Consider the following 15,581-nt stretch of genomic DNA (forward strand, 5'->3'; position numbering starts at 1 on the left):
ACGCTAGGGATTCCGCGGCCCGGAAACGTCACCGCGGAGTGGACACTTGCGAGTGGCTCGCAAGGGGGACAAGGCTCGCTCAGTCGCGTTTCAGCGCGTTGGTGACGCCGGCGACGACGGCCGTCGTGAGCACCCAGCCCGCCCCGGTGAACACCCACGACCACACCTGGGCAGGGCCCTCCGCGAACCAGGCCTTCTTCTGGCCGAGGTCGACGATCGGAACGAGGACGTCGAGCGTGTAGGCGACCGGCTGGAACGCCGGCCCGGCGGGGGCCGACGGGTGCAAGTCCGTGCGGTACGCGCCGCCGAACAGCATCGTGCCGAACGCCACCAGTGCGACGAGCCACAGCCCGGCGAGCCAGGTGCGGTAGCCGTAGCCGACCGTCACGGCGAGCAGCCGGTTCCACAGCCTGCCGAACGGGTTGAGCTCCTCGCGCCGGTGCCGCTGCTTCGCCAAGCCGACGCGGCGGGCGGCTTCGACCTGCCCGCCCCGCCGGAAGGCGGCGGCCAGCTGGTCGTACGCGCTCGGGTCGTAGCCGACGGTGCCGTCCCGGAGCCAGGCCAGCCGTTTGCGCACGGGCAGGTAGTCGTTGCGCAGCACCTGGTAGGTGAACCCGAGCATGGCCCGGCCCGGTGCCCAGGTCTCCGGCAGGTCGTAGAACTCCCGGACCTGGGCGCGGGAGAGGTCCACCTTGCCGTGGAACGGTTCCTTCGGCAGCAGGAGGAGGGAATCCGCGCGCAGGCGCATGAGGTTGAGCGTCGGCTCGCCCTCGGCCACCGTGCTGACGCCGTTGAACCGGACGTGCCCGGCGACCTGCGCGCCGTGCAGGCTGATCGAGCCGGCCGCCGTCAGGTCCGGGCCGAGGTCCAGGTCGTCGCCGACCACGAGGCCGTCGCCGATCAGCGGTCCGGTCAAGGCCGCTTCGGTCAAGAGCACCCGGCCGCCGACGTTCGTGTTGGCCACCTGGACCGCGCCGTCGGCCGTGAACCCGCCGCCCATGCGGAGGCCACGGCCCACGGTGACTTCGTTCGCTTCGAGGGCGACCCCGCCCGGATTGCCTAGCCGCGCGCCGTCGAGGTCGAGGTGGCCGCCGATCTTGGACCCGCTCAGCCAGACTCCGGCCGTTGTCGTGTACCCGTGGCAGGACACCGTTCCGGTCACGGTCATCCCGTCGGCGATGAGCCCCTGCGCATTCGCGTCGGCCAGGACGACCTCGCCCCCGACGTTCGCACCCGACAGCACGACGGCCCCGCGGACGGTCAGGTCCGAGAGCACCAGGTCCCCGGCCACGACGACCCCACCGGCGGCCAGGGCCCCTTGCCCGGAGGCGCCCAGCTCGGCTTTGGCCAGCTCGAGGTGACCGCCGATGCGCGCGTTCGTCAGCAGCACGAGCATGTCCACGGTGAGCCCGGTGAGGTGCAGGCTCCCGCTGGTGCGCAGGTCGATCGCCAGGAGCGCGGAAACGTGGCTGTGCCGCAGGTTGACGGACTTCGCCTGGGTTTCGGCCAGCAGAACCGCGTCTTCGAAGTGACAAGACTCCAACGACAGGGGGCAGTCGATGGTCAGGGCACTGAGATCGAGCTCTCCGGTGACCCGCGCGCCCTTGAGCCGCACGGCTCGCGGCGCACCGGCGAGCACCTCGACGAGCACCGACGCGTCGACCGGCTCCCGGTGCTCCGGATCGCCCCCGGTCAGGTCGACCACCCGCCCGGCCCGGCCGGCTTCGACGAGCTGCTCCAACGCCGGCGCGCCGGTCACACGACCCCCAGGTGGCTGGAACCGAAGGAGCCGCCAAGGGGGCTCGAACCCCTGACCTTCTGTTTACAAGACAGATGCTCTACCAGCTGAGCTATAGCGGCCTGGCGCCGAGGCGCCGGGCCCAGTGTATCGGCCGCCGTGGAGATCCTCCTCGAGAGGCACGATCACCTGGTCGAGGCCACTATGGACCTACGTGGTGCACGCCACTGCAACGCTCGACACACCCGCGTCGATGGTCCGGGCGGAGGGGCGTGAAAAGGGCGTCTGCGGCGAGCCGAGAGCGAGGAGGTGACGGGATCATGAAGATCAACGAGCGCACCAACGGGGGCACCACGACCAGATGGCCCCTCCTCGAACCTCCGGAACAAAAACCGCGCACGCACCGCCCGAACCTCCTCAAGCGGCGGCCGTGGCACGTGCTCGAGGCGCCCACCGGCGAATTCCCCGCCGTCGACGCCGAGGAGGCCATGGGGCCTCAGCTGCCCGATGACGCCACCGTCAACTTCGTGCTCGACCTCTCCCTGCGGATCGGGGAGAACCAGATGGCCAGCGGGGCCGGGGCGTCGGACGTCAGCGCCACGATCCTCGCCATCACCGCCGCGCTCGGGCTGCCGCACTGCGAGGTCGACGTCATCTTCACGTCGATCACCGTCACCTGCCACCGCGGCACCGACCTCGCGCCGGTGACCGCGCTGCGGGTCGTGCGCAGCCGGAGCCTCGACTACACGCGGCTCACCGAGACCGAGAAGCTCATCCGGAAGATCGTCCGCGGGAACATGAGCGCCGAGCAGGCGCAGACCGAGCTGGAGCGGATCACCCGGGCGCCGCACCCGTACCCGCGCTGGGTCGCGACGCTGTCCTGGGGCGGGGTCGCCGCGTTCATCACCATCCTGCTCGGCGGGGGCTTCGACATCGCGCTCGTCGCGTTCGTCATCAGCGGGGTCATCGACCGGATCGGGCGGTTCGTCAACCGCTATTCGCTGCCCTTCTTCTTCCAGCAGGTGCTCGGCGGTGCCATCGCGACGCTCTCCGCGATGGCCATCGTGAGCAGCAACGTCCTGACCACCGACAAACCGACGCTGGTCGTCGCCGCCGCGGTCACCGTGCTGCTGTCCGGGCTGTCCACCGTCTCGGCGGTGCAGGACGCCATCACCGGATACAACGTCACCGCCGCCGGGCGCACCATGGAGACCGCGCTCATGTCGGCCGGCCTGATCGCCGGCGTCGTGATCGCCCTGCGGATCGCCGTCCTGCTCGGCCTGCCGCGCACGCCGTTGCCCGAGGTCAGCGGGTCGACGCCGCAGCAGCTGCCGCTCGTCGTGCTCGGGGGCGCCGGCGCGGCCGCCTGCTTCGCGCTCGCGAGCTACTCCAAGATCCGCGCGATGCTGGTCGCGGCCGCCGCCGGGGGCATCGGCGCCGCCGTCTACGGCGCGCTCATGCTGGCCCAGCTCGACGGCGTGAGCTCGTCCGCGATCGCCGCGACGCTCGTCGGGTTCTGCGGCGGCGTGCTCGCCCGGCGCCTCGGCGTTACTCCACTGGTGGTCGCCGTGTCCGGGATCACTCCGCTGCTTCCGGGCCTCTCGACCTACCGTGGTCTGTACCAGATCGGCGTCGAGCCCAGCGGGAACATCTCGACGCTCATGACAGCCGTCGCAATCGGGCTTGCGCTGGCAGCGGGCGTGGTATTCGGCGAATGGCTCGCCCAGCCGGTACGGACCGGCCTGGGCAGGCTCGAGCGGCGGTTCGCCGGACCACGCATGGCTGGTCCGCTCGAACCGACCGAACGAAGCTTGGAGTAACGCTGCGGTCACCGGCTGTTCATCGCTCACGCGATAGGGTTTCACTCTGGGGCCGCGACCCAGGACGCGAGGAGCGACAGCTGTGAGTGACAAGGAGAACGGGAACCAGGCCGACTTCGTCGTAGTGGCGAACCGGCTACCGGTCGACCTCGAACGGACGGCCGACGGTGAGCGCCGCTGGACGGCCAGCCCGGGCGGGCTGGTGTCGGCGCTGGAGCCGTTCCTGCGCTCCCGGAAGGGCGCCTGGGTGGGCTGGCCGGGCATCCCGGACGTCGAGGTCGAGGAGTTCGACGACGACGGCCTGGTGCTGCACCCGGTGTCGCTGAGCGCCGACGAGGTCCGCGACTACTACGAGGGCTTCTCCAACGCGACGCTCTGGCCGCTCTACCACGACGTCGTCGAGCGCCCGGTGTTCGACCGAGCGTGGTGGAACAGCTACGTCAAGGTGAACCGCCGCTTCGCGCACGCCAGCGCCGAGGTCGCCGCCCAGGGCGCGACGGTCTGGATCCAGGACTACCAGCTGCAACTGGTGCCGGCGATGCTGCGCGAGCTCAGACCGGACCTGCGCATCGGCTTCTTCCTGCACATCCCGTTCCCGCCGGTCGAGCTGTTCATGCAGATGCCGTGGCGCGCCGCGATCATCCGCGGCCTGACCGGCGCGGACCTCGTCGGCTTCCACCGCCCCGGCGGGGCGCAGAACTTCCTGTGGCTGTGCCGCCAGCTGATCGGCCTCGAGTCGACGCGCGGCGCGGTCGGCGTCCGGTCGCGGCCGGGCACCATGCAGGTCGGCGACCGGACGGTCCGGGTCGGCGCGTTCCCGATCTCCATCGACGCGACCGGGCTCGACGCGCTGGCCCGCACCAAGGGCGTCCAGGAGCGGGCCGCGCAGCTGCGGCGCGACCTCGGCAACCCCAAGACGGTCCTGCTGGGCGTCGACCGGCTCGACTACACCAAGGGCATCGACCTGCGGCTGCAGGCGCTGCACGAGCTGCTGCACGAGGGCAGGCTGCAGCCCGACGAGGTGACGTTCGTCCAGCTCGCGACGCCGAGCCGCGAGCGCGTCGAGCACTACCAGCGGATGCGCGGCGAGATCGAGCAGATGGTCGGGCGGATCAACGGCGAGTTCTCGCGCGTCGGTCACCCGGTGGTGCACTACCTGCACCAGTCGGTCGACCGCACCGAGCTGGCCGCGTTCTTCTCGGCTGCGGACGTCATGGTCGTGACGCCGCTGCGTGACGGGATGAACCTCGTCTGCAAGGAGTACGTCGCCGCGCGGCACGACCTCGGGGGCGCGCTCGTGCTGTCCGAGTTCGCGGGCGCGGCCGCGGAACTCTCCAGTGCGTTCCTCGTGAACCCTCACGACCTGGACGGGGTGAAGGACGCGCTAGTGGCTGCCATTACGCTCGACCCGGCAGAGGGCCGTCGCCGGATGCGCGCCATGCGTCGCCAGGTCCTCACGCACGATGTCGATCGTTGGGCGCGCTCTTTCCTACAGGCTTTGGGTGCCGAAGCGGTCGACTGAAGGCTATTCGGGTTAGGCCGCCGCAACGGGCCGCAGCTGGCCGATCAGCTGCAGCTTGCGGCGGACGACGGCTGAATAGTCTTCACTGACCCGAACGACCATGCACGAGCTCCTGAGGAGGAGTGTTGACTGCCGAGGCCCTGCCCGCCGAGTTGCGGCGCGCGATCGTCCAGATCGCTCGCACGCCGCGTCTGCTGGTCGCTTGCGACTACGACGGCACGCTGGCACCCATCACCCTCAACCCGGACGAGGCGCGCCCGCTGCCCGAGTCCGTGGGCGCCCTCAGATCGCTCGCCGGGCTGCACGAGACGACGACCGCGGTCATCTCGGGGCGCGCGCTGCGCGACCTCGCCACGCTGTCGCGGCTGCCGTCCGAGGTGAACCTGGTCGGCAGCCACGGCTCCGAGTTCGACATCGGCTTCATCCACGCCCTCGACGAGAAGGCGCGGGACCTGCACCGGCGGCTCGAGGCCGAGCTCGAACAACTCGTGCTCGACGTCCCGGGCGTGTCGCTGGAGGTGAAGCCGGCCAGCATCGCGGTGCACGTGCGCCGCGCCGAGCACGAAGCCGGGCGCCGCGTGCTCGCGGCCGTCCACAGCGGACCGTCCACATGGGAGGGCGTGTCGACCACCGACGGCAAGGAGGTGGTCGAGCTCGCGGTCGTCCAGACGGACAAGGGCCGCGCGCTCGACATCCTGCGCCACCAGGTCGGCGCCACCGCGGCGATCTTCCTCGGCGACGACGTCACCGACGAGAAGGCCTTCGCCCGGCTGTCCGGCCCGGACCTGGGCATCAAGGTCGGCGACGGCGAGACACTCGCCGGGTTCCGCGTGCCGGACACCGTCGATGTCGCGCTGGTCCTCGGTTTCCTGCTGGAGGAGCGCCGGAACTGGCTGTACGGCGAGTCGGCGCCGCCGATCGAGCGGCTGTCGCTGCTGGCCAACGAGCGCTCGGTCGCGCTCGTGACGCCGGACGCGAAGCTGACCTGGCTCTGCCACCCCGGCCCGGACGCGCCGGCGGTGTTCGCCGACCTGCTCGGCGGCGAGGGTGCCGGCCACTTCTCCATCAAGCCGCACCGCAACGGCCTGCCGCTGGGCCAGCGCTACCTGCCGAACACGATGACGGTCGAGACGCGCTGGTCGCGCCTGCTCGTCACCGACTACCTCGAGCCGGAAAGCCCGCAGCACCGCACGGACCTCGTGCGCGTGATCTCGGGTGAGGCGATGGCGGACGTCAAGTTCGCGCCCCGCCCCGAGTTCGGTGGCGTGCCGGTGAAGCTGGAGATCACCGAAGGCGGCCTGCGCGTGCTCGGCACGTCGGAGCCGTTCGTCCTGTACTCGCCGGGCGTCGAGTGGACCATCACGTCGGACGGCCTGCACGACACCGCGACGGCGCTGGTGCAGCCGACGCCGACCCAGCCGGTGGTGCTGGAGCTGCGCTGCGGCACCACGGACCTCGGCGCCCACGAACTGTCCGAAGTGGAACGCCGTGACCGCGCGGGCCGCTACTGGAGCGAGTGGACGTCGAAGCTGCAGCTGCCCAAGGTGCAGACCGACCTGGTGCTGCGCTCGGCGCTGACGTTGCGCGGCCTGGTCAACACCGACACGGGCGGCGTGCTCGCCGCGGCGACGTCGTCGCTGCCGGAGGAGATCGGCGGGGTCCGCAACTGGGACTACCGCTACTGCTGGATCCGCGACGCCGCGATGACCGTGCGGGAGCTCGTGCACCTGGGCTCGGTCGAGGAGGCCGAGGGCTACCTCAAGTGGCTGCACGGCGTGCTCGCCACGCTGGCCGGCCCGGAGCGCCTGCACCCGCTGTACACCCTCGCGGGCAGCGTGATCGGCGCCGAAGCGGTCATCGAATCCCTGCCCGGTTATGCCGGTTCTCGCCCGGTTCGGGTCGGGAACCTCGCGAACCACCAGGTGCAGCTGGACGTCTTCGGCCCGGTCGTCGAGCTGGTCGGCACGCTCGCCGCGGCGCGCGGTGACCTGCGTGACGAAGACTGGCAGCTGGTCCGCGCGATGGCCGAGGCCGTGACGCGGCGCTGGAACGAGCCCGACCACGGGATCTGGGAGGAGCGGCACGTGCCGCGCCACCGGGTCTACTCGCGCGTCATGTGCTGGGTGACCATCGACCGCGCGATCAAGCTCGGCGAGCAGTACGGCCGCGAGCTCCCCGGGAACTGGCACGGATTGCGCGAGGAAATCTCCCGCGATGTCCTCACGCACGGGTGGAACGACGAGGTCCAGGCGTTCACGACGGCCTACGACGGCACGGACCTGGACGCGGCGTCGCTGTTCGTCGGGCTCACCGGGCTGATCGACCCGGCCGACGAGCGGTTCCAGCAGACGGTGACGGCGATCGAGGCGGAGCTGCGCAGCGGGTCCACTGTGTACCGTTACCGCCGCGACGACGGCCTGCCGGGCGGTGAGGGCGGTTTCCACATCTGCGCGGCGTGGCTGATCGAGGCGTACCTGCTCACCGGGCGGCGCACCGAGGCGCAGGAGCTGTTCGACCAGATCGTCGCGGCGGCCGGCCCGACGGGCCTGCTGCCGGAGCAGTACGACCCGATCGCCGAACGGTCGCTCGGCAACCATCCGCAGGCGTATTCGCACATCGGGCTCATCAGGTGCGCCAACTTGCTGGCGGCCAGTTAGCCCTTTCGGTCCGAAAGCCGTTGAAGGCCACCATAAAGGCGTCCGCGCCTTTATGGTGGCCTTCGGGCCATCGCGGAGGTGAGGCTGGTGCAAGGGACTTTCGGACAGGTCGAGTTCGTGCCGCTGCCGCCCCGCTTCGCCGACCGCGTGCGCTGGGGTTCGGTGGTCGTCGGGAGCTCGATGATCGCCGGGATGGTGCTCCTGTTCGGCCTCACGACGTTCCTGCAGGGCATCGTCCACGGCCATTCTTTTCCCGACACGCTCGTCGGGAAGGCGGCCGCGGTGGTGCCGCCGCTGGGCGTGCTGGCGATCGCGGTGCTGGTGCTTTCGTCCCGCCGCTGCCTGCGCGGCGACTACCTGGTGGTCGCCAGCGCCGGTTCGGCCCGCAACGCGCTGGTGTTCACGTACGTGCTGACGCTCGTGCTGATTCTCGGTTCGTTCGCGGTGCCGCTGGTGTTCCGCGTCTGGCGCGACACCCCGCAGTTCCGGGCGCCGGACCTGCTCACGACGTTCTCGACGCTCGGCTTCTCCACGATGGGCTTCCTGGCGGGGATGTTCTACGTGCGGCCGAGCGTGCAGACGCTCAGGAAGTTCAGCGACCACCCGATCTGGTGAGCAGAGAATCCACAGTGGACTCGCCGGCCCGGCCGGTTCGCCCGTGAACGCCCCTGGCGCCTGCGGGCAGCAGGGAGCACGACCGGGACACGCTGCTCCCGTTGTCGTGGGCCGGGCTCGAAGCGCGGGGCGCGCCGGTCGACCCTGGTGACCTGGACCGCCCGCTCGAGCCGGGCGAGCTCCGCTACACCCGCGAGGCGCCGCCGCCCACGACGTTCACGTACTCGATCACCACCGGCAAGCCCGGCCACCCGCGGCCCCGGGTCTCAGCGCGCGTGGCTGGCGGCGTTCAGCGCGTCGGCGACGTTCGCCACCTCCAGCACCCGGATCCCGGCCGGCGGTTTCCCGGAGTCGGGCGGCACCAAGGCGTGCGTGAAGCCGAGCCGCGCCGCCTCCGCGAGCCGCCGGCCCACGCTCGGCACCCGGCGGATCTCGCCCGCCAGCCCGACCTCGCCCACCGACACCAGCCGCGGCGACAGCGGCACGTCTTCGAACGACGACGTCAACGCCAGCACCAGCGCCAGGTCGATGCCCGGCTCGGTGATCTTCATGCCGCCGACCGTGGCCGCGTACACGTCCTTGTCGCCCAGCTTCAGGCCGCCGCGCTTCTCCAGCACCGCCAGGACCATCGCCACGCGCGCCGAGTCCAGCCCGCTGACCGCGCGGCGCGGCTGCGGTGCCGACGTCGACGACACCAGCGCCTGGACCTCGCCCAGCAGCGGCCGCTTGCCCTCGAGCGACACCGTGATCGCCGTGCCCGACACCGCCTCTTCCGTGCGGCTGAGGAACAGCCCCGACGGGTCGGGCACCCCGACGATGCCTTCTTCCTGCAGCTCAAAACAGCCGATCTCGTCGGCCGCGCCGAAGCGGTTCTTGATGCCGCGCACCATCCGCAGCGTCGAATGCTTGTCGCCCTCGAACTGCAGGACGACGTCCACCAGGTGCTCCAGCACGCGCGGGCCGGCCACCGTGCCGTCCTTCGTGACGTGCCCCACGAGCACCACCGGCAGCCCGCGCTCCTTGGCCAGCGCGACCAGCCCGGACGTCACCGCGCGGACCTGCGTCACCCCGCCCGGCGAGCCGTCGACCTGCGGGGACGCCATGGTCTGCACCGAGTCGACGATCAGCACGCCCGGCTTGACGTCGTCGACGTGCCCGAGGATGGCCGAAAGGTCGCTCTCGGCGGCCAGGTACATGCGGTCGTGGACGTTGCCCGTTCGCTCAGCGCGCAACCGGACCTGGCCCGCGGACTCCTCGCCCGTGACGTACAGGGACCGGTCGACCGTCTTCGCCCACTGGTAGGCGACCTCGAGCAGCAGGGTCGACTTGCCGACGCCCGGCTCACCCGCGAGCAGCACCACCGCGCCTGGCACCAGGCCGCCGCCCAGCACCCGGTCGAGCTCGGAAACGCCGGTCCGGTGAGCCCGGGCGGCTTCGACGTCGACCTCGCCGATCGGCCGCGCCGGAGCGCTCGGCGCCCCGGCGGCGACGCGCTGGATGGCCGGCTTGGCCGGCGCTCCGCGCTCCTGGAACGAGCCCCACTCCTGGCACTCCGGACACCGGCCCAGCCACTTGGCCGCTTCGTACCCGCAGCTCCCGCAGCGGTAGGTGGTCCCTTTCTTCACCCCGCGAGGCTATCGGCGACCACCGACAAAACCGGGGACCTAGTCGTTGGCGTGCGCCGGCGCCGCGACGGGCAGCTCGACGGTGACCGGCCCGGCGTTCTGGAAGACGAAGGTCACCTTGAGGACCTGGCCGGGCCAGAGCGGCTGCTTCAGCGGGGCCAGCTTCACGGTGGCCTTGCCGACGACCTGGGGCGCGGTCGGCGTCGCGCTGGACGTCGGCGCCTCCGGCGTGGTGGTCGCGGTCCCGGTGGCGCTCGAGCTGGTGCCGGTCGGCGTCCCCGAGGAGGACGGCGTGGCCGCCGGGGCCGACGACGTGGCCTGGGCCTCGTTGGTGGACTCGACCGCGTCGTCCGGGCCGATCACCAGGGAGTGCCCGGCGACGATGGCCTTGGAGCCGCTGAGGGTCGCCGGGGCGCCGTCCTCGCTCGTCACCGAGACGAGTGAGTCGTCCTGGTCGCCCTCGTTCACGATCGTCAGCGTCAGCGCCGGGGTCGCGCCGGCCGGGTAACCCGTGCCGGAGGTCGGGTACTGCACCGCGGCATCGCGCAGGACGATGGTCTTGACCTGCGCGTACGTGCCGTTGACGGCGGGCTGCTGCGAGGCGGTCTGAGTGATCTGGCCGGCCCCGCACCCGGCGAGCACGAGCGCGGCACCGAGCGCCAGCACGCCCGCGCCGAGCACGCGACGATTCTGCAGCCTCACGTCGCAGTCCTTCCCTTTTCACGGCCTATCCGCCCCGAAGACTAGCCGGGGGCGATCTCCCGCGCGGAACCGGTGTGCGTTGCGCCCAAGATCAACCGTCCACAAAGGATTTCCCACCACCCCGGGAAACCCGCCCGCATCACCTGCATGAGCACGGGGGTCGGACGTTTGTCAACCCCCGCTCAGGCCGCTGACCTGCGAGGACGAGTCCGGCCCGCTAGGTGGGCGCTGGCGGACCGTGCTAGGATGGAGTCAGCGAAAGGGGCAGAGGACACATGGTTTTCAAGGTCGGAGAGACCGTCGTCTACCCGCACCACGGTGCCGCACTCATCGAAGCCATCGAGACCCGCGTGATCAAGGGCGAGGAAAAGAAGTACCTCGTCCTCAAGGTCGCGCAAGGGGATCTCACGGTTCGCGTGCCCGCAGACAACGCCGAGATCGTCGGCGTTCGCGATGTCGTCGGGCAAGAAGGACTGGACAAGGTCTTCGACGTTCTGCGTGCTCCGCACACCGAAGAGCCCACCAACTGGTCTCGTCGGTACAAGGCCAACCTCGAGAAGCTCGCCTCCGGCGATGTGAACAAGGTGGCCGAAGTGGTGCGCGACCTCTGGCGGCGAGAGAAGGACCGCGGGCTTTCGGCAGGCGAGAAGCGCATGCTCGCCAAGGCGCGGCAAATTCTGGTCAGCGAGCTCGCGCTCGCGGAGGGCACCGACGAGGACAAGGCTGAAGTCCTCCTCGACGAAGTTCTGGAAACCGCGACGGTCTGAAGCCCGGGCACCTCGCTCGACGGGCGGGCGGGTGCCTCTACGATCGCGAACCGATGAACGTCGTCGCGATCGTGACCGTCGCACATCATGCCTCCGACGGAGAGCTCGCTCTCACGCCGGTCCATGGTGAGGCGCTACTCACTCACACCGTGCGGGGGCTGCTCGACGTGCCGGAAATCGATCTGGTGCTCGTGGCGGCCCCCCAGCGGTGTGCTTTTTCGTTTTCCCAGGCGGTCGGTGTCCTCGGAAAACGTGGTCTGACCTGCCGGGTCGTGCCCGGTTCCCCGCGGCAGGCCCTCGCCGCCGTCGAGGCCGAGCTGGCCCGTGACTCAGTTGTACTCCTCCACGACGCCCTGCGGGCCTTCATTCCTGCGGAAACGGTGCGTGACGTCATCCGCGCGGTCGGTGACGCCCCGGTCGTCGTGCCCGTGCTGCCGATGGCGGACACGGTGAAGGTGACCGACGCCTCGTTCATCGTCGGCACGGAGGACCGGAACCGGTTGCGCACCGCCCAGACCCCGATCGGCTACACGCTCGGGGCGTTCCGGTCGGCGGAGCTGTGGGACGTCGCCGGCGCGGCGACGGTCCCCGGCCACCCGGACGCGATGCGCGTCACGACGGACTTCGAACTTTCCCTGGCCGAGGCGATCGCGGCGGCACCGAAGAACGAGGAGACGCTGTGAGGATCGGCAACGGCGTGGACGTCCACCCGGTCGAAGCGGGCCGCGAGTGCTGGATGGCGGGCCTGCTGTGGCCGGGCGTGGACGGCTGCGCGGGCCACTCGGACGGCGACGTGGCGGCGCACGCCCTGTGCGACGCCCTGCTGTCGGCGGCGGGCCTGGGCGACCTCGGCGCGGTGTTCGGCACGGGCGACCCGCGGATGGACGGCGCCCACGGCGCGGACATGCTCGCCGAGGTCCGCGGCCTGGTTTCCGCGGCCGGCTGGCGCGTGGCGAACGCGTCGGTCCAGATCGTGGGCAACGCCCCGCGCGTGGGCAAGCGGCGCGAGGAAGCGCAGCAGGTGCTGTCGGAGGCGGTGGGCGGCCCGGTGAGCGTGTCGGGGACGACGTCGGACGGCCTGGGCCTCACCGGCCGAGGCGAAGGCATCGCGGCCTTCGCGACGGCACTCCTGCTCGCCGCGGAATAGGCACCCACGGGCGCCCGTTCGGCGTGATATGGCCCTCACCCTCTCGGACGACGTCCGCGCGCTGATCGACGGGAAGAACTTCGCCACCGTCGCCACCCTCGATCCCGACGGCAGCCCGCAGACCTCCGTCGTCTGGATCGGCCTCGACGACGGCGACCTCGTCTTCAGCGCGACCGAGGACCGCCGGAAGGTCCGCAACCTGCGGCGCGACCCCCGCCTCGGCGTCTCGATCACCGACGCCACCAACCCGTACCGCCACACCCAGCTGCGCGGTACCGCCACGATCACCCCCGACCCCGGCAAGACGCTCCCCAAGACTCTCAGCCACAAGTACCTCGCCCAGGACCCGCCGCCGGAAAGCGAGAGCACCGAGCGCGTCATCGTCCGGCTGAAGGTCGAGAAGGTCGCCGGGAACGTGAAATAGGGTCCAGACCATGGGTGTGACATTCAACGCGGCCACCAAGGCCCTGCTCGACGGCACCAACTACCCGGTCGTGGCCACCACGAACGCCGACGGCTCGCCGCAGAGCTCCGTCGTCTGGGCCCGCCGCGACGGCGACACCGTGCTCTTCGTGACCGTCCAGGGCCGGCGCAAGGAACGCAACATCCGCCGTGACCCGCGGGTTTCGCTGTCCGTCTTCGACCTGGCCGATCCGGAGAACTACGTCGAGATCCGCGGCCGCGCCGAGGTCACCGCCGAGGGCGGCCGCGAGCTGAACGACGAACTGGCCCGCAAGTACACCGGCACGGTCTTCCCGCCCGAGCCGCCCGAGGTCGTGCGCGTGCTCGTCCGCGTCGTGCCCGAACACGTCACAGGGCATTCGGCCTGACGCTCCCGTTAGGCTGGAAACCATGACGATCAGGGCGGTGTTGTTCGACTTCTCCGGCACGCTCTTCCGGCTCGAGCAGGACGAGTCGTGGCTCGCCGAGCTGACCGACCACGAAGGCACTCCCCTCGACATCGAGGCGCAGGCCGAGCTGATGCGCCGGATGACCGCGCCGGTCGGGCAGGTCGTCGAGCTCGACGCCGAGCACCTGCACGCCTGGCACAACCGCGACCGCGACCCCGGGCTGCACCGGAAGGTGTACCTCGAGGTGCTCAAGAAGTCCGGCGTCCCGCTCCCGGAGCAGGCCGTGGCCCTGTACGACCGGCTCATCGATCCCAGCCAGTGGACGCCCTACCCGGACACCGAAGCCGCGCTGAAGGCCGCGTCGGAACGCGGCCTCAAGGTCGGTGTGCTGAGCAACATCGCCTTCGACATCCGGCCGGCCTTCACCGCGCGCGGGTGGGACGCCTACGTCGACGAGTTCGTGCTGTCCTTCGAGGTCGGCGCCATCAAGCCGGAGCTGGAGATCTTCCGCAAGGCCGTCGGCGCCCTCGGCGTCCCGGCCACCGAGACCCTGATGGTCGGCGACAGCGAGGAGGCCGACGGCGGTGCCCGCGCGCTCGGCTGCGAGTTCGCGCTGGTCGACCCGCTGCCCACCGCCGACCGGCCGGACGCCCTGCTCACGGCCCTGCGCACGCACGGGGTGGCGTGAGGGCCAGAGACATCCCTCACGCCCGACCCCGTACCCTTTGAGGGTGGCCCTTCACCTTTTCGACACAGCGACCCGGAGCGTGCGGGAGTTCCATCCCGTCCGTAGCGGAACGGCGTCGATCTACGTGTGTGGTGCCACCGTGCAGGGCGTGCCGCACATCGGGCACATCCGCGGCGCCCTGAACTACGACGTCCTGCGCCGCTGGCTCGTCCACAGTGGACTGGACGTGCTGCTGGTCCGCAACGTCACGGACATCGACGACAAGATCCTGGCCAAGGCCGCCGACGCCGGCCGGCCCTGGTGGGAGTGGGCGGCGACGCACGAGCGCGCCTTCGAGCAGGCCTACGACCAGCTCGGCTGCCTCCCGCCGTCGATCAACCCGCGCGCGACCGGGCACATCACCCAGATGGTCGAGCTGATGCAGCGCCTGATCGACCAGGGCCACGCGTACGCGACCGAAGGCGACGTCTACTTCTCGGTCAAGTCGTTCGACCACTACGGCGAGCTGTCGCGCCAAGGCCTCGACGACGTCCAGCAGGGCGAGACGCCGACCCGCGGCAAGCAGGACCCGCGCGACTTCACCCTGTGGAAGAGCGCGAAGCCGGGCGAGCCGTCGTGGCCGACGCCGTGGGGGCCCGGCCGGCCGGGCTGGCACCTCGAGTGCTCGGCGATGGCGACCGCCTACCTCGGCCGCGAGTTCGACATCCACGGCGGCGGGATCGACCTGATCTTCCCGCACCACGAGAACGAGCGCGCCCAGTCGAACGCCGCCGGCGACCCGTTCGCCCGCTACTGGCTGCACAACGCCTGGGTGACCATGTCGGGCGAGAAGATGGCCAAGTCCCTCGGCAACACCGTGTCGATCCCCGCGATGCTGGAGCGGTACCGCGCGGTCGAGCTGCGGTACTACCTGGTGCAGCCGCACTACCGGTCGAACGTCGAATACTCCGACGACGCGGTCTCCGAAGCCGCCCAGGGCTACCGGCGGATCGAGACGTTCCTGCGCCGCGCCGCGCAGTCCGGCGAGGTCGGGCTGGGCACGATCCCGGCGGAGTTCGCCGCCGCGCTCGACGACGACCTGGCGACGCCGCAGGCGTTCGCCGTGGTGCACAACACGGTGCGCGACGGTAACGCCGCGTTCGACGCGGGCGACACCTCCAAGGCACTCGACTTCGCCGCGGCCGTCCGCGCGATGACCGACGTGCTCGGCCTCGACCCGCTGTCCGCGCGCTGGTCCGAGGCGGGCGGTTCCGACACGCCCACCAAGGAAGCTCTGTCCCGGATCGTCGAAGGGCTCCTGGCCGAGCGCCAGCAGGCCCGGGCCGAGAAGGACTTCGCGCGCGCGGACGCCGCCCGTGACCGCCTCTCGCAGGCGGGCATCGTGGTGGAGGACACCCCCAACGGTCCTCAGTGGACAGTCAAGTCCGACTGATCCCGTTACAACGCAAG

14 protein-coding genes and 1 tRNA gene are annotated in these 15,581 nt (G+C 70.9%); 11 read left to right on the forward strand and 4 right to left on the reverse strand.

Annotated elements, in window-relative coordinates:
* Nucleotides 1-79: 79 nt before the first annotated feature.
* Nucleotides 80-1,759 (reverse strand): hypothetical protein, encoded by a 1,680-nt coding sequence (locus ACWEN0_RS05440; RefSeq protein WP_451969174.1) that lies wholly within the window; start codon nucleotides 1,757-1,759, stop codon nucleotides 80-82.
* A 28-nt stretch (nucleotides 1,760-1,787) separates the two neighbouring features.
* Nucleotides 1,788-1,860, reverse strand: a tRNA-Thr gene (locus tag ACWEN0_RS05445).
* A gap of 198 nt (nucleotides 1,861-2,058) precedes the next feature.
* Here ACWEN0_RS05445 and ACWEN0_RS05450 point away from each other — a divergent pair.
* The 4 genes from ACWEN0_RS05450 (at nucleotide 2,059) to ACWEN0_RS05465 (ending at nucleotide 8,352) form a co-directional block, all read left to right on the forward strand.
* On the forward strand, nucleotides 2,059-3,558 hold the full coding sequence (locus ACWEN0_RS05450; RefSeq protein WP_451969176.1) for a threonine/serine ThrE exporter family protein: 1,500 nt from the start codon (nucleotides 2,059-2,061) through the stop codon (nucleotides 3,556-3,558).
* Between the two features lie 82 nt (nucleotides 3,559-3,640).
* Entirely contained in the window at nucleotides 3,641-5,080 is a 1,440-nt protein-coding gene (locus tag ACWEN0_RS05455) for an alpha,alpha-trehalose-phosphate synthase (UDP-forming) (RefSeq protein WP_451969178.1), read from the forward strand.
* A 125-nt stretch (nucleotides 5,081-5,205) separates the two neighbouring features.
* On the forward strand, nucleotides 5,206-7,737 hold the full coding sequence (otsB, locus tag ACWEN0_RS05460) for a trehalose-phosphatase (RefSeq protein WP_451969180.1): 2,532 nt from the start codon (nucleotides 5,206-5,208) through the stop codon (nucleotides 7,735-7,737).
* An 87-nt stretch (nucleotides 7,738-7,824) separates the two neighbouring features.
* The gene (locus ACWEN0_RS05465; RefSeq protein WP_451969182.1) at nucleotides 7,825-8,352 is read left to right on the forward strand and encodes a hypothetical protein; all 528 of its coding nucleotides are present in this window, start codon (nucleotides 7,825-7,827) and stop codon (nucleotides 8,350-8,352) included.
* Between the two features lie 266 nt (nucleotides 8,353-8,618).
* Here ACWEN0_RS05465 and radA read toward each other — a convergent pair whose 3' ends face one another.
* Entirely contained in the window at nucleotides 8,619-9,977 is a 1,359-nt protein-coding gene (gene radA, locus ACWEN0_RS05470; protein ID WP_451969184.1) for a DNA repair protein RadA, read from the reverse strand.
* Nucleotides 9,978-10,016: 39 nt separating this feature from the next.
* A complete protein-coding gene (locus ACWEN0_RS05475) occupies nucleotides 10,017-10,679 on the reverse strand; it encodes a hypothetical protein (protein WP_451969186.1) in 663 nt (220 codons plus the stop codon).
* Between the two features lie 275 nt (nucleotides 10,680-10,954).
* Here ACWEN0_RS05475 and ACWEN0_RS05480 point away from each other — a divergent pair, with 275 nt between their 5' ends.
* Genes ACWEN0_RS05480 through cysS form a run of 7 tightly spaced genes read left to right on the forward strand, consistent with a single transcriptional unit; the run spans nucleotide 10,955 to nucleotide 15,564 of the window.
* Nucleotides 10,955-11,446 (forward strand): CarD family transcriptional regulator, encoded by a 492-nt coding sequence (locus ACWEN0_RS05480; RefSeq protein WP_004559016.1) that lies wholly within the window; start codon nucleotides 10,955-10,957, stop codon nucleotides 11,444-11,446.
* A gap of 53 nt (nucleotides 11,447-11,499) precedes the next feature.
* Nucleotides 11,500-12,129, forward strand: coding sequence for an IspD/TarI family cytidylyltransferase (locus ACWEN0_RS05485; protein ID WP_451969187.1), 630 nt, complete (start codon nucleotides 11,500-11,502; stop codon nucleotides 12,127-12,129).
* Nucleotides 12,126-12,593, forward strand: coding sequence for a 2-C-methyl-D-erythritol 2,4-cyclodiphosphate synthase (gene ispF, locus ACWEN0_RS05490; protein WP_451969189.1), 468 nt, complete (start codon nucleotides 12,126-12,128; stop codon nucleotides 12,591-12,593). Before ACWEN0_RS05485 ends, ispF begins: the two co-directional genes overlap by 4 nt.
* 28 nt (nucleotides 12,594-12,621) lie before the next feature.
* A complete protein-coding gene (locus ACWEN0_RS05495) occupies nucleotides 12,622-13,017 on the forward strand; it encodes a PPOX class F420-dependent oxidoreductase (RefSeq protein ID WP_451969191.1) in 396 nt (131 codons plus the stop codon).
* A 10-nt stretch (nucleotides 13,018-13,027) separates the two neighbouring features.
* Nucleotides 13,028-13,423: a PPOX class F420-dependent oxidoreductase gene (locus ACWEN0_RS05500; RefSeq protein WP_451969192.1), complete on the forward strand. Its 396-nt coding sequence runs from the start codon at nucleotides 13,028-13,030 to the stop codon at nucleotides 13,421-13,423.
* 22 nt (nucleotides 13,424-13,445) lie between these two features.
* Entirely contained in the window at nucleotides 13,446-14,132 is a 687-nt protein-coding gene (locus ACWEN0_RS05505) for an HAD family hydrolase (protein WP_451969194.1), read from the forward strand.
* Nucleotides 14,133-14,175: 43 nt separating this feature from the next.
* Entirely contained in the window at nucleotides 14,176-15,564 is a 1,389-nt protein-coding gene (cysS, locus tag ACWEN0_RS05510) for a cysteine--tRNA ligase (protein ID WP_451969196.1), read from the forward strand.
* Nucleotides 15,565-15,581 lie beyond the last annotated feature (17 nt).

The organism is Amycolatopsis sp. NPDC004378 (genome assembly GCF_053602455.1).